This is a genomic window from Fundicoccus sp. Sow4_H7, assembly GCF_052115865.1.
Lineage (GTDB): Bacteria > Bacillota > Bacilli > Lactobacillales > Aerococcaceae > Fundicoccus_A.
Window position 1 is genome coordinate 94,351 of record NZ_JBQKME010000004.1, and the last position, 20,425, is coordinate 114,775.

Sequence of the window (20,425 nt, forward strand, 5' to 3'; positions counted from 1 at the left end):
AATTTAGGAGACGTGTTATGAAAGAATTAGTCATTGAAAATTTAAGTAAGAGTTATGGTATGAAACAATTGTTAGATGATGTGACTTTATCGATCCGAAAGGGTGATAAAGTGGGCTTAATTGGGCCTAATGGGACTGGTAAAAGTTCTTTTTTGAAAGTCATTGCAGGTCTTGATAATTATGATAATGGAATAATTTCGACCCCTAATGATTATACAATTGCCTATTTAGATCAACATCCTGAATTAAATAAGGATTTATCGATTTTAGATACCGTCTTTCAAAGTAAAGCAAAAATCATTCAATTGGTGCATCGTTATGAGCAATTGAATCAAGAATTAGAAATGAATCCTGAAGATCCACAGCTACAAGAACGATTTTTAAAGATAACAGACCAAATGAATCACGAGAATGCTTGGGATGCGGATATTCGAGCTAAGACGATTTTGTCACAATTAGGTTTGAAAAATTTAGATCGTAAAGTGGGTGAGTGTTCAGGTGGGGAACAAAAGCGGATTGGGATTGCACAAGTTTTAATTGAAAACCCTGATTTACTGATTTTGGATGAGCCAACCAACCATTTAGATGTGGCTTCTGTTCAGTGGTTAGAAAAATATTTAGCTGTTTTTCAAGGCGCGCTCATTTTAGTGACGCATGATCGTTACTTCTTGTCTAATGTCGTGAATAAAATAATTGAACTGCGTTTTGGTAAACTGACAACTTATGAAGGAAATTACGAAAGTTATTTAACCAAGCGTGCAGAAAACGCTGTGATAAATGAAAAAATGCAACAAAAAGAAGACCAGTTATTTAAACAAGAATTGGCTTGGATGCGAAAAGGAGCAAAAGCTAGAACTACCAAACAACAAGCTCGGATTGATCGCTTTGAAGAAGTAAAATCTTCGATTGAAAATCGTAATCAACAAGCTTCCGATATTGATTTTAACTTTAATCAACAACGTATTGGAAAACAAATTATTGAGTTGGAAGACATTTCGGTTGATATTAACCAACAAAAGGTCATCGAAAATTTTACGAAATCATTCGTTAAAGGTGACCGTATAGGTATTATTGGAGAAAATGGTGTTGGTAAAACCACCTTATTAAATACCATTGCTGGCTACCATCCGATTAGTTCTGGGACGTACAACATTGGACAAACCGTTAATATTGCTTATTACCGTCAACTCGACCAAGATTTACCGGGTGATATGCGGGTTTTAGCTTATTTGACTCAAGTAGCGGATAATTTTAAGCGGCCGGATGGTTCAACCGCTTCTGCGGCCCAAATGTTAGAGCAGTTTAATTTTCCAAGGGAGTCACATGGAACTGAAATTAGTCGTTTGTCCGGTGGAGAAAGAAGACGGTTATATTTATTGTCCTTATTAATTCAAGAACCAAATGTTTTGATTTTGGATGAGCCGACGAATGATTTGGATATTGATACTTTGACGGTATTGGAAGATTATATTTTAAATTTCCAAGGCGTAGTTTTTGCAGTGTCGCATGATCGTTATTTTTTAGATAAAACGGTCGATCAATTGTTAGAATTGCAAGGCGATGGAAAATTTGAGTTCTACTGGGGTAATTATACTGATTATTTAGACACACAATCAGTAATGTTAGCGGAAGAATCTAAAGCTGCCGTTAGGAAAGAAATTCCTGAAGTTAAAGAGAAACCAAAAGCCAAACGGATGACCTATTTTGAAAAACAAGAATGGGCAACGATTCAAGAAGACATTGAAAAAATAGAAGCAGAGATTGATGACATCCAGGAAGAAATGTCACAAATCACATCTGATGCTGTAAGGCTCATTGAATTAAACGAACAGTTAGAAGCAAAAGATGAGTCGTTACTACATCTATATGAACGTTATGAATATCTAAGCGAGTTAAGCGAATAAGGGGTGTAAATAATGACAAGACAGTATCAAGATTTAGTTAAATTTGTATTGGAAAATGGAGACCGTAAAACAGACCGTACGGGTGTTGGGACAGTGAGTACTTTCGGTTACCAAATGCGTTTTGACTTAAATGAAGGCTTTCCTTTACTCACTTCCAAAAGAGTGCCATTCAAGTTAGTAAAAAGTGAATTATTATGGTTCTTAAGAGGCGATACGAATATTCGTTATTTATTAGAAAATAATAATCATATATGGGATGAATGGGCATTTGAACGTTATGTTAAAAGTGATGCTTATCATGGACCGGATATGACAGATTTTGGCTTAAAAGCGATAGAAGACCCCGAATTTAATGCAGTTTACCAAGAAGAAATGAAAAAATTCCAAGAAAAAATCTTAGCAGATGAAGCATTTGCGACTGTATATGGTGAACTTGGAGATGTTTACGGTAAGCAATGGCGGAGTTGGGAACTTCGTGATGGTGGGACTTTAGACCAAATTGCTAACGTGATTGAGCAAATCAAAAAAAATCCTGATTCAAGACGTTTAATTGTAACGGCTTGGAATCCAGAAGATGTGCCAAATGCCGCTTTACCTCCTTGTCATACACTCTTTCAATTTTATGTGAATGACGGTAAATTAAGCTGTCAATTGTACCAGCGAAGTGCAGATATTTTCTTAGGGGTTCCTTTTAATATTGCTAGTTATGCATTATTAACGCACTTGATTGCTAGAGAAACTGGACTAGGTGTTGGTGAATTTGTCCATACGCTAGGAGATGCTCACTTATACAGCAACCATTTAGAGCAGGCTGAATTATTAATTAGCCGTGATGTTCGTAGTTTACCGACCTTACATATTGAAGGGGACGCACCGATTGATCAAATTGACATAGATGCCATTACGGTGACTGACTACCATCCACATCCTACAATCAAAGCACCAATTGCAGTCTAGAAAAGAGGCGTAATTTATGATTACTTATGTATATGCACAAGATAATAATGGAACTATTGGTTATCAAAACCAAGTACCTTGGTCACTTCCAAACGATATGGCTTTTTTCAAAGCGACTACAATGGGCCATCCCATATTAATGGGGCGAAAAACCTTTGAATCTATGGATAAACGCTTGTTGCCTGGCCGCCAAACCATCGTGATGACTAACCAACCCCATTATGGTGAAGACATTGAAGGCTTAATGGTTGTCCATACAGAAAATCAAGTGCTTGAATTAGCAAAAAACCAAGAAGTCATGGTAATTGGTGGAGCACAAATATTTAAATTATTGATGCCTTATGCGAATATAATTATTCGTACGGTGATTGATGGCCAATTTCCTTCAGATGTAACAGTTGATGAAATTGATACGACAAAATGGACCTTGGATAAAACTGAAGAAGGCATCGTAGATGAAAAAAACCTCTACCCACATCGCTTTGAATGGTGGAGTCGTAAAGTATGAAAATAAAATTCTTGTTTTTAGCAGTTTTGTTATTTGTATTTTCGTATAATACTGTTTTAGCTCAATCTGAAGGGGATTATGTCATCGAAGAGGTCGAGGAATGGATTCAAGAAAGTGAAAGCCTAGACCTTGACGAAGCGGAAGCTTTAATTTTAGACGATAAAAATCTTATTTCGATTGACCTTTCCCAAAACCAACTAACACAAATAAATACCGCTATTGATAACTTACAATCGTCATTAGACCAATTAGGTTTGTACTTACAAATTAGTGATAATGTAGTACATTTTGAAGTAGATGAAAATGATTCAGCAAGCTTTCAAATGCCTTCGGCCAGTGTGATTAAGTTATTTATTTTGGCGGTTTATTATAAGCAAGTTGCAGATGGTGAAATCGATCCGGAGGAATTATACAGCCTAGAAGCTTCGGATATTGTTGGGGGAAGTGGTGCCTTACAAAGTTTACCTCTTGGCAGTGAACACAGCTTAGAAACTTTAGCTCAATTAATGATTCAAGTCAGTGATAATACCGCAACCAATGTTTTAATAGACCGTCTTGGTGGTTTAGAAGCAGTGAATGATGCGATTCATGAGTTTGGTTTTTTACAGACAGAATTAAATCGCTATATGATGGATCAAGCAGCAGTTGATCGTGGTGAAGAAAATCTAACTTCAGCGATTGATGTGGCTAATTTATTTTTAGCGGTGATTAATGGTTTTATTAATGGTCCTGAATTGGACAATGATATGTTAGCCTTAATGTCACAACATGGACCGGTTAAACATACAAGGGATTTAGATAATAATCGTGATTATTATGGTAAAACAGGTGAATATCCTTTGGAAGGTATTGAAAATGATGCCTTAATGTATTTTGTTGAAACAGATGAAGGTGATATTCCTGTTATTATCGTTTCGCTAACACAAGGCGATGATTCGGCCCTGCAAATTGATGCAATGGCTGAATTTGGCAGTGAAATTGAACGGATTATTAAGGAGAATAATTAAATTAGCGGGCCTAGTTGAGGATTAAGTTCCTGAGCTGGGCTTTTTTCTATGAAATGAGCTTAATTTCATTGATGTAATATTTATTGATGGTTATAATGTATACGCATACATAAAGGAGGTTGCTGTGTTTTTATTTATTAACTAATAATGGTAACACGAAAGGAGATATTTAATTGAACAAAAAACTAAAATTTGCGGTAGTTGGTTGTGGGACACAAGGTTCAACTTATGCGGGTTTAATTGAAGCAGGAAAAATCCCAAGTATGGAACTCGTGGCTTTGTGTGATATTGATTCAAGTAAAAGGGAGAAATTAGCTGAACTTTATCCGGATAAAAAAATTTTTTCTGACTATAAAGAACTGATTGATAGCGGCTTGGTTGAAGCCATTATTACGACCGTCCCGCATTATTTACACCCTGAAATTGCTATGTATGCCATTGGTAAAGGGGTCCATGTCTTAAATGAGAAGCCTGCGGGTGTTTATACGAAACAAGTGAAAGAATTAAATGCTTTTGCGAGTCAACATTCAGAAGTTACCTATGCAATTATGTTTAACCAACGGAACAATCCCCTATATCAACGGATTAAAAAAATTGTTGAAGATGGAGAAATTGGTAGTATCCGTCGAACCAATTGGATCATTACAACTTGGTACCGCCCAGATGCCTATTACCAACAAAGTGAGTGGCGTGCCACATGGGGTGCCGAAGGCGGTGGCGTATTAGTGAATCAAGCGCCTCATCAATTGGATCTTATTCAGTGGATTGCTGGTGTACCAAAGACGGTCTATGCCAAAACATCCAATGGTTTTATGCGCGACATTCCCGTTGAAAACGAAGTGACAGCGATTCTTGATTATGGAAATGGAGCGACAGGGGTATTTATTACGGCGACACACGATATTCTTGGAACAGATCGTTTAGAAATATTTGGAGATAAAGGTAAAATTATTGTTGAAAATAGTAATAAGGTGACCGTAAAACGTTTATATAAATCCGAGCAAGAAATTAATGAGGGTATTGTAGCAACAGGGACAAGTTTTGAATTTCCAGATAACAAAGAAGTTCATGAAATGATTGAAGAAGAAGTTTTTACGACTGAATCGGCTTGGGGCGGTCAACATGAAGGTGTTTTAGAAAATTTTGCCCGTCATATTTTGTTTGACGAACCATTATTGGCGCCAGGAATTGAAGGAATTAATGGTGTGCGTTTAGCGAACGCCATCCATCTTTCCTCTTGGTTGGGGGAAGAAGTTTCGATTGAAAACTTCGATGATGAATTATATCTGAAATTGCTTAACGAAAGAATTACAGCAGAAGGAAAATATTCAACGAAGAATTAGATTGGAGGATAGTACGTGCTGAATGTTGCCATAATCGGCTTAGGCGATGTGTCCGCTATCCATTACCTAAGCATTGAAAAAAGCCCCAATGCACAATTACTGGCGGTTTGCGATCAAAATATTAATTTAGAAAATAAATATCCCCAAATTCCATTTTATTCAGATGTTGAAACAATGTTAAAGAATGAAAAACTTGACGTCGTTCATATATGTTTACCACATCATTTACACTATCCGATAACAAAACTTTGCGTAAGTTATGGTGTGCATGTTTTACAAGAAAAACCATTGGCCTTATCGTATAAAGAAGGTTTGGCGTTGAGTGATTTACTTGCTCAAAGTTCGATTAAAGTTGCTGTTTGTTTCCAGAATCGCTACAATCTTAGCTTTTTAAAATTGCTGGAAGAACTGAAGGAAGCTGAAACAGGGAAAGTTTTAGCTGTTAAAGGTTTGGTTACATGGCATAGAAACGAAGCGTATTACAAAGAAAAACCTTGGCGTGGCAAATGGTCGACTGCTGGTGGAGGCACGATTATTAACCAAGCCATTCATACATTGGATCTTATGCAGTTGATTGCAGGTTCAGTTAATGCCTGCCATGCAAGTTTATCCAATATTGCTAACATGCAGATAGAAGTTGAAGATACTGCCGTCGCGACTTTTGATTTCGAAGATGACATTCATGGTTTTTACATGTCAACTAATGCTTATCGCTTCAATTCAAGTGTTCAAATTGAAGTTGTGACAGAAGCAGCGATATTTAATTTAATAAATAACTCTTTAATGAAGCGGGTTGGGGATGAAATGTCGGTTGTTATTGCGCAGGATGTTCTTATGGAAGGGAGTAAGTCTTATTATGGGGCGAGTCACGGTGTGTTGATTCAGGCCTTTTATGATGCGATTATCCACGATACGGATGATTATGTTCATGTCAGTGATGCGCTGCCTTCTATGTTGATGATAGATGGAATGAAACGTTCTTCAAATGAAAATAGAAAAATATTAATGGAGGAATTGATGCATGGTTAAAGTAAAAATTGGTGCCCAAGGATTTACAGTTAAACAGCAATTTCAAGATTTAGGTCCTTATGAAACGATGAGACGTATTGCTGGTATCGGCTATCGAGCGATTGAAATTTCACAAGTAGATATGACAGCTGAAAATGTTGATCAATTAAAACGTGCAAGTGAAGATTTTAGTATTGAAATTGCCTCATTGAGTGCACATTTAAAGCCAAATTTTCCTGGGCATGAATCTTTAACGACGGACTATGATAAGATTGTGCAAGAATGTAGGACGTTAGATTGTGATTTATTAAGAATTGGCATGCTTCCAAGAGAATCGATGGAGTCGTTGGAGACTGTTTTGGCATTTTGTCATGAAGTGAATGAAGTGACCAGACGATTAAAAAAAGATGGGATTACACTTTATTATCATAATCACCATATTGAATTTGCTAAATATAACGGGCAAACGATGTTGAATATTATCCGTGAAAATGCTCCTTTGCTTGGATTTGAATTGGATGTTCATTGGATTTGGCGTGGTGGAGCTGACCCTGTTAAAGTGATTAAGGATTACAAGGGTAAAGTTGAATTGATTCATTTAAAAGACTATCGTATTAGTCCCTTACCTGAGGAAGCATTTGAGGCTTCACGCAAAGGGGACCATGCTACTTTTGGTCAATATTTTAATAATTTAATTCAGTTTGCTGAATTGGGCACGGGAACATTAGATTTAAAAACCATTATTGAACAAAGTATTGATTCAGGTGCGCGATATTTATTGGTAGAACAAGATGATACCTATGGACGCGATCCTTTTGAAAGTTTAGCAGAATCCTTGCAACATTTAAAAGACTTAGGTTATGAAGATTTAATTTAAGGAGGGGTGAAGTCTTGTCTAAAAAAGAAGGAATGAATTACGCTCCAAAGGGTGAAGCGGTTTATGTAGTAGAACCAGGTGAATTTAAAGTTGGTGTCACGGCTTTAGATCACGGCCATATATATGGGATGTCGAATGGTTTGATTGAAGCAGGCGCAAGGATTAAATATGTCTATGATCCTGATCCAGAAAAAGTAAAGGCTTATTGCGAAGCTTTTCCCGATGTGGAAGTGACGGAATCGTTAGAGCAGATTTTAGACGATGAAGAAATTAAATTAGTGGCGGCTGCAGCTATTCCTGCATTACGTAGTGAATTAGGAAATCGTATTTTGCGTTCTGGTAAAGATTATTTTACAGATAAGACAGGTTTTACTTCGTTAGAACAATTAGAAGAAACCAAGAAAGTTGTTGCGGAAACTGGCCATAAATATTGGGTATACTTCAGTGAACGACTGCATGTGGAAAGTGCTGTCCTGGCAGGGCGTTTAATTGAAGAAGGCCGTATCGGTAAAGTTATTCAAGTGACTGGTTTTGGACCACATCGGTTGGATAAGGAGAAAAGACCCGATTGGTTTTTTAAGAAGGATTTGTACGGCGGTATTTTGACGGATATCGGCAGCCATCAAATTGAGCAGTTTTTGTATTATTCTTCAAATAAAGATGCACAACTTTTACATAGTAAAGTGGCCAATTACGCCAATCCAGATGTTCCAGAATTGGAAGATTTTGGAGATGCTACTTTAGTAGGTGAGAACGGAACAACTTTCTACTTTAAAGTGGACTGGTTTACGCCCGATGGTTTGTCAACTTGGGGAGATGGCCGTACTTTTATAACTGGAACAGAAGGAACCATTGAGGTTCGTAAGTATACTAATGTAGCAACTGATGTGACGGGTGATCATGTGTTTCTAGTAACTAAAGATGGGGAAGAGCATATTCGCGCAAATGGTAAGGTTGGCTTCCCGTTTTTCGGTGAAATGATTCTAGATATTTTGAATGGAACCGAAAATGCAATGACTCAAGAACATATTTTTAAAGCTCAAGAGTTGTGTTTATTGGCACAGGATCAGGCGATAAGGATTCAGTAGTATAGAGTTGAATAAATTTTAAAGTTGATAACTTTGCAATGATTGTATTGCGGAGTTATCAACTTTTTTGTGTGAAGGGGAGTGGGGGAATTTATTAATGGGTTTGTTGGAATACGTGCTTGTCAAATTAGAAGAGTTTTATCTACTTAGCAAACGCGTTATAGCTTTTGCGATGCTCTATGATCTGTTTACCAAACGCGTGCCCCTCAAACCCAAATACTTCCCTGCGTTCCTCAAACGTGTTCCCCTCAAACGAAAATACTTCCCTGCGTTCCTCAAACGTGTTCCCCTCAAACCCAAATACTTTCCTGCGTTTGTCAAACGCGTTCCCCTCAAACCCAAATACTTCCCTGCGTTTATCAAACGCGTTCCCCTCAAACCCAAATACTTCCTTGCGTTCCTCAAACGCGTTCCCCTCAACCCATTAACAAAACACACCTCTTTCCCAACCCCCTCAAATAACCTTACCCTCAAATCTCCCCATCCTATTGAGTCATCCACCTAATTATGTTATAATTTCCTCAATAAGGGAATGAAGTTCTCCCTGCGCTATCAAAGCCGAACCACTTGTTAAAAGTTGATGACTTCTGCAATGAATAAATTGCAGAGTTGTCAACTTTTTTTGCTTCTCTGCATAAAGGAGAATGTATATGTTGTTAAGTCTTGCACTCATAATTTTATTAGGATTCATCCTAAGCGATGCCGCCCAAAGACTCAAACTCCCAGGCCTCGTTGGCATGCTGTTAACCGGAATCATACTGGGTCCATACGTCCTCAACCTCATTTCCCCCAACCTATTAAATATCTCTGCTGACCTAAAAATGATGGCGTTAATCGTGATTTTACTCAGAGCAGGTTTAGCTTTAGATATAGAGGATTTGAAGAAGGTGGGGCGACCAGCGATTTTAATGTGTTTTGTACCAGCAACATTTGAAATAATAGCAACAACCATTATTGCACCCATTCTTTTTCCAATATCACATATTGAAGCTGCCATCATGGGGGTAGTACTCGGAGCGGTTTCACCAGCGGTTGTAATACCAAAAATGTTGACGATAATGGAGACGGATTACGGCAAAGATAAAAGTATCCCTCAATTGATCATTGCAAGTGCTTCTGTTGATGATATTTATGTGATTGTATTATTTACATCTTTTATGGGGATTTACAGTGGGGGAAGCTTTGATTTTGTAAAATTACTTAATATTCCCATCGCCATTGTTGTAGGATTAATTATCGGAATCATAGTAGGCTTGAGTCTGATTTATTTATTTAAAAAGATCCGTGTGAGAGACACGGTTAAATTATTAATTATTTTAAGCTGTGCATTCTTTTTAGTTTCTTTAGAATCAGCAATTGAGACCTATGTACCGATGTCAGCCTTGTTAGCGGTCATGGCGTTGGGAGCAACGATTCTAAAGCAATATGGCGTTTTAGCCAAACGTCTATCACGAAAATTTTCGAAAGTTTGGGTTGGCGCAGAATTAATGTTGTTTGTCTTGGTAGGAACAACAGTGGATATTAGCTATCTAGCTGAAGCTAGTTTTGCAGCTGTCGTGTTGATATTGCTTGTATTGTTGATTAGAGTTTGTGGTGTTTTTGTGAGTTTAATTGCCACTGACTTATCAATGAAAGAGCGCCTTTTTTGCGCCATCGCCTACTTGCCTAAAGCTACTGTTCAAGCCGCAATTGGTAGCCTTCCGCTTGCCGCAGGTGTCGGGGCAGGCAGACTAATTTTAATGGTCGCGGTATTAGCAATTTTGATTACAGCACCTTTAGGTGCCATTGGAATTGACGCAAGCTATCAAAAACTACTAACAAAAACTAAACCTTTTGAATAAATATCTGTTTGAAACAGATCTGATGAAGAACATCTAAACAATCAAAAACAACATACTTTAGAAAATCGTTACCGCGAAATTTTTCTTTAAACCATCAATAAATGTTAAAAACCTGTTGCCAACATAAATAGCAACAGGTTTCTCATTTGTCGTTTAATCCATTCGTAAAGCTTCAGCTGCATCTAATTGAGCCGCCATTCGTGCTGGAATATGGCCACCAATCACGGTTAGAACCGTCGAAACGATCACCAAAACCACCGCGTGTATCGGATCCAATTGCGCAACATTAGGTAAATTGGTTAAATTCTCAATAACACTATTAATAGGGAAGGTTAGCAGATACGCAATCCCAACCCCTAAAATCCCTGAAGAAATCCCCAAAATAAATGTCTCTGAATCAAACACTCGGGTAATATCTTTCTTACGTGCCCCAAGTGCTTTTAAAATACCAATTTCTTTTGTCCGTTGAATTACCGAAGTATAAGTAATAATTCCAATCATAATCATACTGGTAATCAATGATATTGCTGCGAAAGCAACTAAGGCATAAGTAATAGCATTCATCAAATTACCTGTTAGGCCACTGACCACGCTAGCGAGATCATTATACAAGACTTGATCTTCTTGAGCTTTCCCTTCATTCCAGGTATCTAAATAAGCTAATATTTCATCTTTTTGCTCAAAATCATTTGGATAAATATAAATGGAAGATGGGATGGCGTCGCCACCTAACATGCTTAAAAAGGCATTTCGTGCTGCATTAGATTCAAATGGCTGATTGGTCATCACATTATTGTCAGTTTCTTCTTGGGCTAAAACAATGGCAGACGTTTCATTGGCTTGCAACATCAATTGATTCAAACCATCACTATAAGCAAAACCAGGTGAAAGTAGGGCGAGAGTCGCATCTTCAGGTGCTCTTAAAATACCAGAAATGGTTAGTGTCACATTGTTATCAGATTCATAGACTTGTTTTAAATCATCATTAGGAACAAATTGATTCGTTGGCAATTCCATATAGTAATCATCATTTGTGACTAATTGAATTTCTGTCCCAATAATCTCATCAAAATCTAAGGTATCATCCACATTAACATCAAAGCCTAAATTCGTTAAGCCATAAACACTGGTTGTATTATCACTATCTAAGATTAAGACAACATCCGTTGCCTCCGTTGGATATTCACCAGCGAGTAAGTTATAATTTTCTTGTAAAAAGTCTGTTTCATTGCCTTGGCTATCGGTAGGGAAGGTGTTTAATCCGACACCTGTAAAGGAAGCAGCCATATTGCCTTGATTCATTTGGGCTTCGGGATTATCATTTGAAAACTGGACTCGTTGGATATTGCCATCAACTTCTCTTAATAAATTTAAATTTAAACTACGGCTAAACCCAATATTATTTACTAATTTAGGGTCAATTTCACTGATATAATTAATGTAATCCTCATCGATGGGATTAATATGCATCACCGTTTCAGCGACATCTCCAACGGCAATGACTTCTTGACTGTCTGGAAATTCTTCTCGGGGTTCATAATCGGCAAATACAGTTGGGTCGCTCGCATAAGAAGCAATCGTAATTGGAAACTGCCCTAAAGTTTGTGTTTGTGTCCGATCAATTTCATTTTGAAAACCATTGGACAAGGACAAGACAACCCCGATACTAATGATCCCGATACTGGAAGCAAAGGATGTTAAAGATGTTTGTCCCAATTTAGTCCGTAAATTATTCCAAGATAATTTTAAGGCTGTGAAATAACTTAATTTGGTTTTCTTAATTTCAAAATTCTTAGCCGCTTCGACTTCTTCATAAGGAAGGCTGTCGGTTATGATGCGACCATCTCTAAATTGCACAATTCGATCAGAATATTGTCTTGCAATTTCATTATTATGCGTCACCATAATAACTAGTTTTTCTTTCGAAAGTTCCTTAATCAATTCCATGATTTGTTCACTAGTTTTTGAATCAAGCGCACCTGTTGGCTCATCACACAGTAAAATATCAGGGTTATTCACCAAAGCACGGGCGATCGCTACCCGTTGCATTTGACCACCAGATAACTCGCTCGGCTTTTTATACATATGATCTTCTAAGCCGACTTTAGCAAGAGCTTCTTTACTCATCTTATCGCGGTCTTCTTTAGGTACATTACTTAATGTCAAACCTAATTCCACATTATCGATAACACTTAAATGACTTATTAAGTTATAACTTTGAAAGACAAAACCAACGGAATTATTGCGATAGGCATCCCAATCGCTGGCTTTAAAATTTTTGGTTGATTGATTGTTTAAAATTAAGTCACCACTGTCATAGCGATCAAGTCCACCGATGATATTTAATAAAGTGGTTTTACCAGATCCACTCGGTCCTAAAATGCTGACAAATTCTTGTTCACGAAACGTAATGCTCACTGAATCGAGTGCAGTTGTTGTAATACTTGGGGTTTTATAGGTTTTAACAACCTTTTCTAATCTTAACATGTGTCCACTCCTTGTAACTTCCTCTTAATAAAATCATCTTAAATGATTTAACTAAACTAAAAATAAACAAATAAAAACTCGACGGCTAGAAACCTTCGAGTTGATGAATTTATACATATAGATATATCGATACGAACATAAATGCCGCCCCAGCAATAACAAACAAATGCCAGATAACATGCATCCAAGGATTATGTTTTTGACGGTAAAAAATTGTTCCTAAAGTATAAGCAATCCCACCGATTGCAAGTAAAATAATCGCATTGAGTTCGACAGATTTAAATAAAGGATAGATGATAAAAATACTCATCCAACCTAAACCAAGATATAGATAGGTGCTTAGTTTAGGCCATTTATTAATCGTCATGATTTCAAATGCCAATCCGGCCAAAGCCAAAGCCCAAATGATCACTAAAAATAAATATCCCAGCCAACCACCAATGGAAATCATTAAGTAAGGGGTGTAACTGCCAGCAATTAATAAATAAATGGCAGCATGATCTAGCTTTTGGAATATATGGCGATATTTACTTGAAGAGAAACTGTGGTAGAGAGTTGAATTTAAAAACAAACAGAAAAGACTTAAGCCATAGATAATATAAGCTATAATAGCTGTTGTCGAACCAGTATGAATTCCTTTTGACACGAGCATAAAAATAGCGATAATACTTAAAACAGCGGCTACACCATGGGTAATGGCATTAAAAAGTTCTGGTAAATCATACCGTTTTTGGGTTAGTTGTTCACTCATTAAATACCTCCTTTATTAGAATAGTTTATCATATCAAAATAAATATTACTGTAAAAGTTGCTAAAATGTTACAATTCTTAAAATTTTTGCAATCAATTTCTGAAAACAGCATGAACATGCTATAATAACTTTAATGTTATGAAGAGGTGAGTTATGTCAAATGATCAAATGAGTAGGGTTAATAAGTCTAATAAACGATGGGGTTGTTTTTCCGTTATTTTTTTAGCCTTATTAATCAATGTGGTTTTTTTAGCGACGGCTTATGTTTTAATTAATCGACAATTAAATATGGCTAATGAGCAAATTGAAGAAAAACCTTTAGAAGAAATTGTTGTATCGGGTGATGAGTCGATTGAACTTGTTTTGAATCGTGACGTTGTTAATCGCTTATTTAATGAAATGCTTTCAGCTAATAGTGCTAATGGCTTGGACTTGTCTTTAAGTTGGGAAGATGATGCGATTGTTGCACGGACACAAATTAATCAAAATGGTTTTCAAGCGCCAGCAACTATTCTTGGAGATGTGACGATCTCACCGGAAAATTATTTAGTGATTGATATTCAATCTGTGAAATTAGCAGAGATTCCAATACCTACTGAAACGGCTTATCAACTTTTTGTAAGTCAGTTAAGTTTGCCTAATGGTGCAACTTTTTCTGCTTCACAACCACAAATATTGATTAACCTGAATCAACTGGATGGCATTGATCCTTCTTATAGCTTAATACCTAAATCTGTTGATTTAGAAAATAATGAATTAGTAATTGAAGTGAATTATGATGCAACAACGAATCCGCTATTACGATTTAATTAAGGAGTGTTCTTTTTAATGCAAATGAGTTTTTATACATTTATTAAACGCTTTGTAGATTTTGATGCTGACGATCCGATGAGCCGATTGGCGAATGTTGTCAGTAAAGATATTGGTTTTCCAAAGCAAAGCCAAGATTTTCATGAAGTTTCAAGCTATATGGAGCATTCCGAACAATACAGTCGTTTAATGACCGTATTTGATGATGCGTGGTTAAAATATACAAATCAATAAGAAAAGAGAGTGAAAAAATGAGTGTACATATTAATGCAGAAAAAGGTGCCGTTGCACCAATCGTTTTATTCCCAGGAGATCCTTTACGTGCTAAATTTATTGCAGAAACATTTTTAGAGGATGTTCAACAATATAATACTGTTAGAAATATGTTTGGGTATACCGGAACTTATGAAGGTGTTCCTATTTCTGTACAAGGGTCTGGTATGGGAATTCCTTCAGCCATGATTTATGCAGAAGAGTTATATCAGTCGTATGATGTCGATACGATTATCCGAATTGGTTCGGCAGGAGCTATGAAAAATAATGTAAAAGTTCGTGACATTGTTTTTGGACAAGGTGCGACAACAGATTCTGCTATTTTAGCCAATATTTTTGACCAGCAAGTACATTATTCAGCTATTGCAGACTTTGACGTTTTAGACACGGCATATCATATTGCAGAATCATTAATTCCAAAAGAAAATATCCATGTCGGAAATATTTTATCATCGGATCGTTTTTATAATGAGGAAATGGATAAAGGGAAACTGGCTGACTATGGTGTGTTAGCTGTTGAGATGGAAGCCGCAGGCTTGTATGCAGTGGCTGCTAAACATCAACGCAGAGCATTAGCCATGTGTACAATTAGTGACCACTTATTAACAGGTGAGGAGACGACTGCTCAAGAAAGAGAACAAACATTTACACAAATGATGGAAGTAGCATTAAAGACAGCTGTCAAACTCTCAATTGAAAAATAAGGAGATGTTTCTATGAAAAAAAGTGCCACAAACAAACCATTAAAATGGTTGACAGTCGGATTAACTTCAGCTGTTTTTGTGTTAGCCTCCAACCATAATGCGCCATCAGTAGAAGCTTTAAATTGGTTATTCCAAGATAATTCAATATCTGAGGAAAAACAGTTAACTGAAGAAGATTTAAAAATGATTGAAGATATCTATAATACGATTCAAATCAATTATATTGAAGAGTTAGATAAAAATGACCTATTAGAAGGTGCACTTAAAGGGATGGTAGACGCCATAGGTGACCCTTATTCTGAATATTTAAATAAGCAAGAATCGACATCTTTTGATGATAGTATAACGGGTTCTTTCCAAGGGATTGGTGTACAATTTATGTCTCAAAATGGCAATGTCACTGTCATTAGTCCTATCGATGGTACGCCTGCTGCCGATGCGGGAATCCAACCCAATGACATTATATTAGAAGCTGACGGGATTGAATTGACTGGGATGGATACGAATCAAGTAGTAGAATTAATTCGTGGTCCCGAAGGAACAGAAGTTGAGCTGAAAGTCCAAAGAGGTTCTTCAACTTTCGATGTCACCTTAGTCAGAGCAGAAATTCCAATTATTAGTGTGACAGGTGAAATCGATGCAGAACACGCTAATGTCGGAAATGTTCGTATCAGTCAATTTGCAGCGAATACTTATGATGAATTAGTTGAAATCATTACCGATTTACGTGACCAAGGAGCAGACCGCTTTGTATTTGATTTGAGATCTAATCCAGGTGGTTTGTTAAATCAAGCTTTAAACTTAAGTAATATGTTTGTTGAAGATGGTGACGTGATTATGCAAGTGGATGAAAGGAATCGTGAGATAGATATGTTTCACGGTGATGATGCTAAGTATGGTGATTTTCAAGTAACGGATCCTTATGTTGTTTTAATTGACGGAGGAAGTGCAAGTGCGAGTGAAATATTAGCTGCTGCCATTAGTGAAAATACTGATAATAAATTAATTGGAACAACTACTTTTGGGAAAGGGACAGTCCAAAATATTACTAACGAATCTGATATTGGAGAACTAAAATTAACTATTGCTAAATGGTTGACGCCAAACGGAACTTGGATTCATGATACCGGCATTAGTCCTGATATTACAGTAGAACCCGAAGAGCTTACTTCGGCTTTATTACTCAACACAAGTGAAGAATTAACATTAGGTGATAGCTCTGAATTTGTCCAAAGTTTATCCTTAATATTAAGTAGCCTTGGTTATGACATTCCAAATCAAAGTTATTATGATGAGAAAATGGCCGAAGTGGTGAAACAATTCCAACTTGATAATGAATTAGAAGCAGACGGTATTGTAACAGGAGATACGGCTCAAAAATTGAATGATCAAGCGCGGCAGTATTTAGACGAACATGATGTCCAATACAAAGCCGCTGTTGAATATTTGCTTGAGGAAGATGCTTAATGCAGTTTCTTAAAAACTTAATGGTTGAAATTGTTAATGTTCTTTTTTCCATTGTCATTGCCATAGTGATATTTATTTTATTGCGAGATTACATTGTGCAACCTTTTCAAGTTGAAGGACATTCAATGGATAATACTTTAGCAAATGGCGAACAAATGTTGATGTTTAAACAAACAAGCATTGAGCGCTTTGATGTCATTGTCTTTCCAGACCCTATGGGGTCTGGAAGTTCTTATGTTAAGCGCGTTATTGGTTTACCTGGAGATTCCTTAGAGATGGTTAACGATGTTCTTTACATCAATGATCAAGCTGTGGAAGAACCCTATTTAGAGCCACTAAAAAGTCAAACTACTGAAAATTTTACTTCTGATTTTTCACTTTGGAATACGATTGGAGTCGAAGTGATTCCTGAAGGTTATTATTTTGTTATGGGAGACAACCGCCCACATTCAGGTGATAGCCGGCAATTTGGTTTAGTACCGATAGAAAGTGTAGAAGGGGAAGCTAATTTTATTTATTTTCCTTTTTCTGAGTTTGGTAAATTAGAGGAATATACATTAAGTGATAATGGATCAATCATTATTTCGGAATAAGTTAGATGGAGTGAAAATATGAGAACAATCCAATGGTTTCCAGGCCATATGGCTAAAGCTAGACGTGAAGCCACTGAAAAAATGAATTTAGTTGATATCGTACTTGAATTAGTCGATGCGCGTTTACCAGAATCGAGTCGCAATCCCATGATTAATGAAATAATTGGGAATAAGCCTCGCATTATTGTCTTAAACAAAATGGATATGGCAGATCCTGCCATTACCGATTTTTGGGTGAAGTATTATCAAGAGCAAGGCATTAAAGCTGTCGCGATTGATGCGCAACATAATAAAGGTCTGAATAAATTACAAAGCTTATGCCGTGAATTAATGTCAGATTATTTTGAAAAAAGATTAGCACAAGGTGTTAAGCCACGCCCAATCCGTTTAATGATATTAGGGATTCCAAACGTTGGAAAATCAACCTTGATTAACCGTTTTGTAGGAAAAAACCAAGCGATTACTGGTAATAAACCTGGAGTTACAAAGGCACAACGTTGGCTTAAAATCGGTAAAGACTTTGAGTTACTTGATACACCAGGAATTCTGTGGCCAAAATTTGAAGACCCTGAAGTAGGTTTAAAATTAGCTGCCAGTGGAGCGATTAAAGATCAGTTGTTAGCCTTAGATGATATTGCCTTGTATTTGTTAGGATTTATGAAGCGATTTTACCACCAAGCCTTATTAAAACGCTATGCCATTACAGAAAGTGATTTGCAGAATTTAAGTTTATCAGACTTATTAATATTGTTAACCGAGAAAAATGGTTTTGGCGATGACTATACCCAAATGAGTCAACGAATGATATATGAATATCGTGAAAATAATTTAGGGCAAATGACTTTAGACCGTCCAATTCGTGAGGTGACCAATGCATAATCGAACCATTAAAGAAATCGATCAATTATTAAGTCAAATAGACTCCTTAACAGATTCTTTATTTTTGGAATTGAATTCAGATTCGCGCAAAGGTGTCCAATTACTTGTTCAAAAACATCAAAAGCGCATTCTTAAATTTGAGGAATTAGTTAAGCAACATAATAGTCGCTTAACATTTGAACATCAACTTGAAGAGAAAGGTTATCGTTTAATTGCAGGGGTCGATGAAGTTGGTCGTGGCCCATTAGCTGGACCCGTCGTTGCAGCTGCCGTTATCCTTGACTATGACGACCCGGATTTAATTGGCATTACTGACTCTAAACAATTATCTGCGAGTAAAAGAAAATCCTATTGTGATATCATTAAATCAAAAGCTATGTCCTATGCCATTTCAGTAGTAGATTCGAAAATAATTGACCAAATAAATATCTACGAAGCATCCAAATTAGCAATGCTTCAAAGTGTTCAAAAATTAGCAATTCAAGCGGAATATTTGTTAATTGATGCGATGGTGATTGATTCAGCTATCAAGCAAATGTCGATTGTTAAAGGAGACCAACGATCTTTATCCATTGCAGCTGCCAGTATTATCGCAAAGGAATATCGCGATCAATTAATGTTTGAATACAGTCAAATATACCCTGAATTTGCTTTTGATAAAAATGTGGGCTATGGAACAAAAGAACATTTGGATGCATTAGCTTACTTTGGAAAAACACCAATTCATCGAGAATCTTTTGCGCCAGTTGCTAACACTAAGAAAATTTTTCAGCCTACTTCTGAATAAAAATAGAATATTAAACTTTTGTTAAATATTCAAAAATAAAAATGCCTTTCGTCTTTTTATGTGTATTTATTAAAAAGAGGAGGTTTTTTTTATGTTGCTTTCTGCAAAAGAACAATTAATCGTGTTATCACTCAAAGGATTTAGCTATAAAGAGATGTACAATTATTTAAATGATGTAATAAAAAATAATAGACTCGCATGGTCAATTTCACCCCAAGAATTTATTCAGTACTTGTCTACTTTAGAAAAACGTGATTTAATAGCATTTAATTCGCGAATATCATTAAATGATGTTATTAACGTAAAAAATCAAATTGAAAATACTCTCCCATCAACCATCATGCTCGGTGAAAGTTTATATCCGACTCTTTGGTTAAGTATCCCACAACCACCGATTATCATTTTTTATCGGGGTAACCTTAATTTGTTAAATCAAACAAAGGTAGCTGTTATTGGGACACGCAAAATCAGTGACTACGGGAAACGTGCCACAGAAGATATCGTTAATGAATTAGTTAGGGAAAATATAATGATTGTTTCAGGTTTAGCAAATGGGGTTGACCGCATGGCTCATGAAACAGCAATGAATCACAAGAAACATTCAACGATTGCTATTATTCCAACAGGCTTTGAAGAATACTATCCTTACAACAATGCAAATCTTCAGGATGAAATTGGAATCGATCATTTGCTTATTAGTGAATACCCACCTTATGCTAGAGTTAGAAAGCATCATTTTATTATGCGAAATAGATTAGTAGCTAGCTTGTGTAATGCGGTGATTGTCATCGAAGCAGCTAGTAAAAGTGGAAGTTTAATTACGGCCAACTACGCCTTGCAGTTTAATCGCGAATTATTTGTTTTACCTGGAAGAATTTATGATGAACAATCTCAAGGCTGTAATGATTTATTAGCTTTAGGTGCTAATATGATCTTAAATAGTAAACAATTAATAGCTGATATTAAAGCACTCAATTCAAATCAAATGATTGAATAAATTAGTATGAAATGTGTCTTTATTAGTCTGTGTTTATTAAATTGATTTTTTTAAATGTAATTTATTATTTGACAACTAAAAAGCTTTCATCTAATATAGGTTCGATTTTACATTTATTAAATAGAAGCTAAATAATAACGCAAA

General features: G+C 36.3%; 20 protein-coding genes and 1 riboswitch. Of the genes, 18 read left to right on the forward strand and 2 right to left on the reverse strand.

The window, feature by feature from the left end; translation table 11 throughout:
• The first annotated feature begins 17 nt into the window (after window positions 1–17).
• From ACTQ54_RS05625 to ACTQ54_RS05670, 10 genes are all read left to right on the forward strand, one after another.
• The gene (locus ACTQ54_RS05625; RefSeq protein ID WP_441755161.1) at window positions 18–1,904 is read left to right on the forward strand and encodes an ABC-F family ATP-binding cassette domain-containing protein; all 1,887 of its coding nucleotides are present in this window, start codon (window positions 18–20) and stop codon (window positions 1,902–1,904) included.
• A 12-nt stretch (window positions 1,905–1,916) separates the two neighbouring features.
• Window positions 1,917–2,861 carry a thymidylate synthase gene (locus tag ACTQ54_RS05630; protein ID WP_441755162.1) on the forward strand — a complete coding sequence of 315 codons (945 nt, stop codon included), beginning with the start codon at window positions 1,917–1,919 and terminating at the stop codon, window positions 2,859–2,861.
• 16 nt (window positions 2,862–2,877) lie between these two features.
• Window positions 2,878–3,369 (forward strand): dihydrofolate reductase, encoded by a 492-nt coding sequence (locus tag ACTQ54_RS05635; RefSeq protein ID WP_441755163.1) that lies wholly within the window; start codon window positions 2,878–2,880, stop codon window positions 3,367–3,369.
• A complete protein-coding gene (locus tag ACTQ54_RS05640) occupies window positions 3,366–4,376 on the forward strand; it encodes a serine hydrolase (protein ID WP_441755164.1) in 1,011 nt (336 codons plus the stop codon). The genes ACTQ54_RS05635 and ACTQ54_RS05640 overlap by 4 nt, the downstream gene beginning before the upstream one ends.
• 173 nt (window positions 4,377–4,549) lie before the next feature.
• Window positions 4,550–5,719 carry a Gfo/Idh/MocA family protein gene (locus ACTQ54_RS05645; RefSeq protein WP_441755165.1) on the forward strand — a complete coding sequence of 390 codons (1,170 nt, stop codon included), beginning with the start codon at window positions 4,550–4,552 and terminating at the stop codon, window positions 5,717–5,719.
• Between the two features lie 15 nt (window positions 5,720–5,734).
• A complete protein-coding gene (locus ACTQ54_RS05650; RefSeq protein WP_441755166.1) occupies window positions 5,735–6,748 on the forward strand; it encodes a Gfo/Idh/MocA family protein in 1,014 nt (337 codons plus the stop codon).
• Entirely contained in the window at window positions 6,741–7,604 is an 864-nt protein-coding gene (locus ACTQ54_RS05655) for a sugar phosphate isomerase/epimerase family protein (protein WP_441755167.1), read from the forward strand. The genes ACTQ54_RS05650 and ACTQ54_RS05655 overlap by 8 nt, the downstream gene beginning before the upstream one ends.
• 14 nt (window positions 7,605–7,618) lie before the next feature.
• A complete protein-coding gene (locus ACTQ54_RS05660) occupies window positions 7,619–8,692 on the forward strand; it encodes a Gfo/Idh/MocA family protein (protein ID WP_441755168.1) in 1,074 nt (357 codons plus the stop codon).
• A gap of 97 nt (window positions 8,693–8,789) precedes the next feature.
• Complete coding sequence (locus ACTQ54_RS05665; RefSeq protein ID WP_441755169.1) at window positions 8,790–9,197, forward strand: hypothetical protein; 408 nt, start codon at window positions 8,790–8,792, stop codon at window positions 9,195–9,197.
• Window positions 9,198–9,211: 14 nt separating this feature from the next.
• A riboswitch (Fluoride riboswitch) is annotated at window positions 9,212–9,289 on the forward strand.
• Window positions 9,290–9,342: 53 nt separating this feature from the next.
• On the forward strand, window positions 9,343–10,533 hold the full coding sequence (locus ACTQ54_RS05670; RefSeq protein ID WP_441755170.1) for a cation:proton antiporter domain-containing protein: 1,191 nt from the start codon (window positions 9,343–9,345) through the stop codon (window positions 10,531–10,533).
• A gap of 153 nt (window positions 10,534–10,686) precedes the next feature.
• Here the strand turns inward: ACTQ54_RS05670 and ACTQ54_RS05675 are convergent, their stop codons facing one another.
• Window positions 10,687–13,020, reverse strand: a complete 2,334-nt coding sequence (locus ACTQ54_RS05675) for an ABC transporter ATP-binding protein/permease (protein WP_441755171.1) — start codon at window positions 13,018–13,020, stop codon at window positions 10,687–10,689.
• Between the two features lie 109 nt (window positions 13,021–13,129).
• Window positions 13,130–13,771, reverse strand: coding sequence for a PAQR family membrane homeostasis protein TrhA (gene trhA / locus ACTQ54_RS05680; protein WP_441755172.1), 642 nt, complete (start codon window positions 13,769–13,771; stop codon window positions 13,130–13,132).
• 153 nt (window positions 13,772–13,924) lie between these two features.
• On the opposite strand from trhA, the gene ACTQ54_RS05685 reads away from it, so the two are divergent.
• From ACTQ54_RS05685 to dprA, 8 genes are all read left to right on the forward strand, one after another.
• The gene (locus ACTQ54_RS05685; protein ID WP_441755173.1) at window positions 13,925–14,584 is read left to right on the forward strand and encodes a DUF2140 family protein; all 660 of its coding nucleotides are present in this window, start codon (window positions 13,925–13,927) and stop codon (window positions 14,582–14,584) included.
• Window positions 14,585–14,599: 15 nt separating this feature from the next.
• A complete protein-coding gene (locus ACTQ54_RS05690; protein ID WP_441755174.1) occupies window positions 14,600–14,815 on the forward strand; it encodes a YozE family protein in 216 nt (71 codons plus the stop codon).
• 17 nt (window positions 14,816–14,832) lie between these two features.
• Window positions 14,833–15,558 carry a purine-nucleoside phosphorylase gene (gene deoD, locus ACTQ54_RS05695; protein ID WP_441755175.1) on the forward strand — a complete coding sequence of 242 codons (726 nt, stop codon included), beginning with the start codon at window positions 14,833–14,835 and terminating at the stop codon, window positions 15,556–15,558.
• Window positions 15,559–15,570: 12 nt separating this feature from the next.
• Window positions 15,571–17,025 (forward strand): S41 family peptidase, encoded by a 1,455-nt coding sequence (locus ACTQ54_RS05700; RefSeq protein WP_441755176.1) that lies wholly within the window; start codon window positions 15,571–15,573, stop codon window positions 17,023–17,025.
• On the forward strand, window positions 17,025–17,618 hold the full coding sequence (gene lepB, locus ACTQ54_RS05705; RefSeq protein ID WP_441755177.1) for a signal peptidase I: 594 nt from the start codon (window positions 17,025–17,027) through the stop codon (window positions 17,616–17,618). The genes ACTQ54_RS05700 and lepB overlap by 1 nt, the downstream gene beginning before the upstream one ends.
• Window positions 17,619–17,636: 18 nt before the next feature.
• Complete coding sequence (ylqF, locus tag ACTQ54_RS05710) at window positions 17,637–18,497, forward strand: ribosome biogenesis GTPase YlqF (protein WP_441755178.1); 861 nt, start codon at window positions 17,637–17,639, stop codon at window positions 18,495–18,497.
• Window positions 18,490–19,284: a ribonuclease HII gene (locus ACTQ54_RS05715; RefSeq protein WP_441755179.1), complete on the forward strand. Its 795-nt coding sequence runs from the start codon at window positions 18,490–18,492 to the stop codon at window positions 19,282–19,284. The genes ylqF and ACTQ54_RS05715 overlap by 8 nt, the downstream gene beginning before the upstream one ends.
• 91 nt (window positions 19,285–19,375) lie before the next feature.
• Window positions 19,376–20,281 (forward strand): DNA-processing protein DprA, encoded by a 906-nt coding sequence (dprA, locus tag ACTQ54_RS05720; protein ID WP_441755180.1) that lies wholly within the window; start codon window positions 19,376–19,378, stop codon window positions 20,279–20,281.
• Window positions 20,282–20,425 lie beyond the last annotated feature (144 nt).

What these genes read in the sequence shown, in the direction of transcription:
- ACTQ54_RS05625 (WP_441755161.1), top strand. Translation starts at nt 18, where the DNA reads ATGAAAGAATTAGTCATTGAAAATTTAAGTAAGAGTTATGGTATGAAA.
- ACTQ54_RS05630 (WP_441755162.1), top strand. Translation starts at nt 1,917, where the DNA reads ATGACAAGACAGTATCAAGATTTAGTTAAATTTGTATTGGAAAATGGA.
- ACTQ54_RS05635 (WP_441755163.1), top strand. Translation starts at nt 2,878, where the DNA reads ATGATTACTTATGTATATGCACAAGATAATAATGGAACTATTGGTTAT.
- ACTQ54_RS05640 (WP_441755164.1), top strand. Translation starts at nt 3,366, where the DNA reads ATGAAAATAAAATTCTTGTTTTTAGCAGTTTTGTTATTTGTATTTTCG.
- ACTQ54_RS05655 (WP_441755167.1), top strand. Translation starts at nt 6,741, where the DNA reads ATGGTTAAAGTAAAAATTGGTGCCCAAGGATTTACAGTTAAACAGCAA.
- ACTQ54_RS05665 (WP_441755169.1), top strand. Translation starts at nt 8,790, where the DNA reads ATGGGTTTGTTGGAATACGTGCTTGTCAAATTAGAAGAGTTTTATCTA.
- ACTQ54_RS05670 (WP_441755170.1), top strand. Translation starts at nt 9,343, where the DNA reads ATGTTGTTAAGTCTTGCACTCATAATTTTATTAGGATTCATCCTAAGC.
- ACTQ54_RS05675 (WP_441755171.1), bottom strand. Translation starts at nt 13,020, where the DNA reads ATGTTAAGATTAGAAAAGGTTGTTAAAACCTATAAAACCCCAAGTATT.
- trhA (WP_441755172.1), bottom strand. Translation starts at nt 13,771, where the DNA reads ATGAGTGAACAACTAACCCAAAAACGGTATGATTTACCAGAACTTTTT.
- ACTQ54_RS05685 (WP_441755173.1), top strand. Translation starts at nt 13,925, where the DNA reads ATGTCAAATGATCAAATGAGTAGGGTTAATAAGTCTAATAAACGATGG.
- ACTQ54_RS05690 (WP_441755174.1), top strand. Translation starts at nt 14,600, where the DNA reads ATGCAAATGAGTTTTTATACATTTATTAAACGCTTTGTAGATTTTGAT.
- deoD (WP_441755175.1), top strand. Translation starts at nt 14,833, where the DNA reads ATGAGTGTACATATTAATGCAGAAAAAGGTGCCGTTGCACCAATCGTT.
- ACTQ54_RS05700 (WP_441755176.1), top strand. Translation starts at nt 15,571, where the DNA reads ATGAAAAAAAGTGCCACAAACAAACCATTAAAATGGTTGACAGTCGGA.
- lepB (WP_441755177.1), top strand. Translation starts at nt 17,025, where the DNA reads ATGCAGTTTCTTAAAAACTTAATGGTTGAAATTGTTAATGTTCTTTTT.
- ylqF (WP_441755178.1), top strand. Translation starts at nt 17,637, where the DNA reads ATGAGAACAATCCAATGGTTTCCAGGCCATATGGCTAAAGCTAGACGT.
- ACTQ54_RS05715 (WP_441755179.1), top strand. Translation starts at nt 18,490, where the DNA reads ATGCATAATCGAACCATTAAAGAAATCGATCAATTATTAAGTCAAATA.
- dprA (WP_441755180.1), top strand. Translation starts at nt 19,376, where the DNA reads ATGTTGCTTTCTGCAAAAGAACAATTAATCGTGTTATCACTCAAAGGA.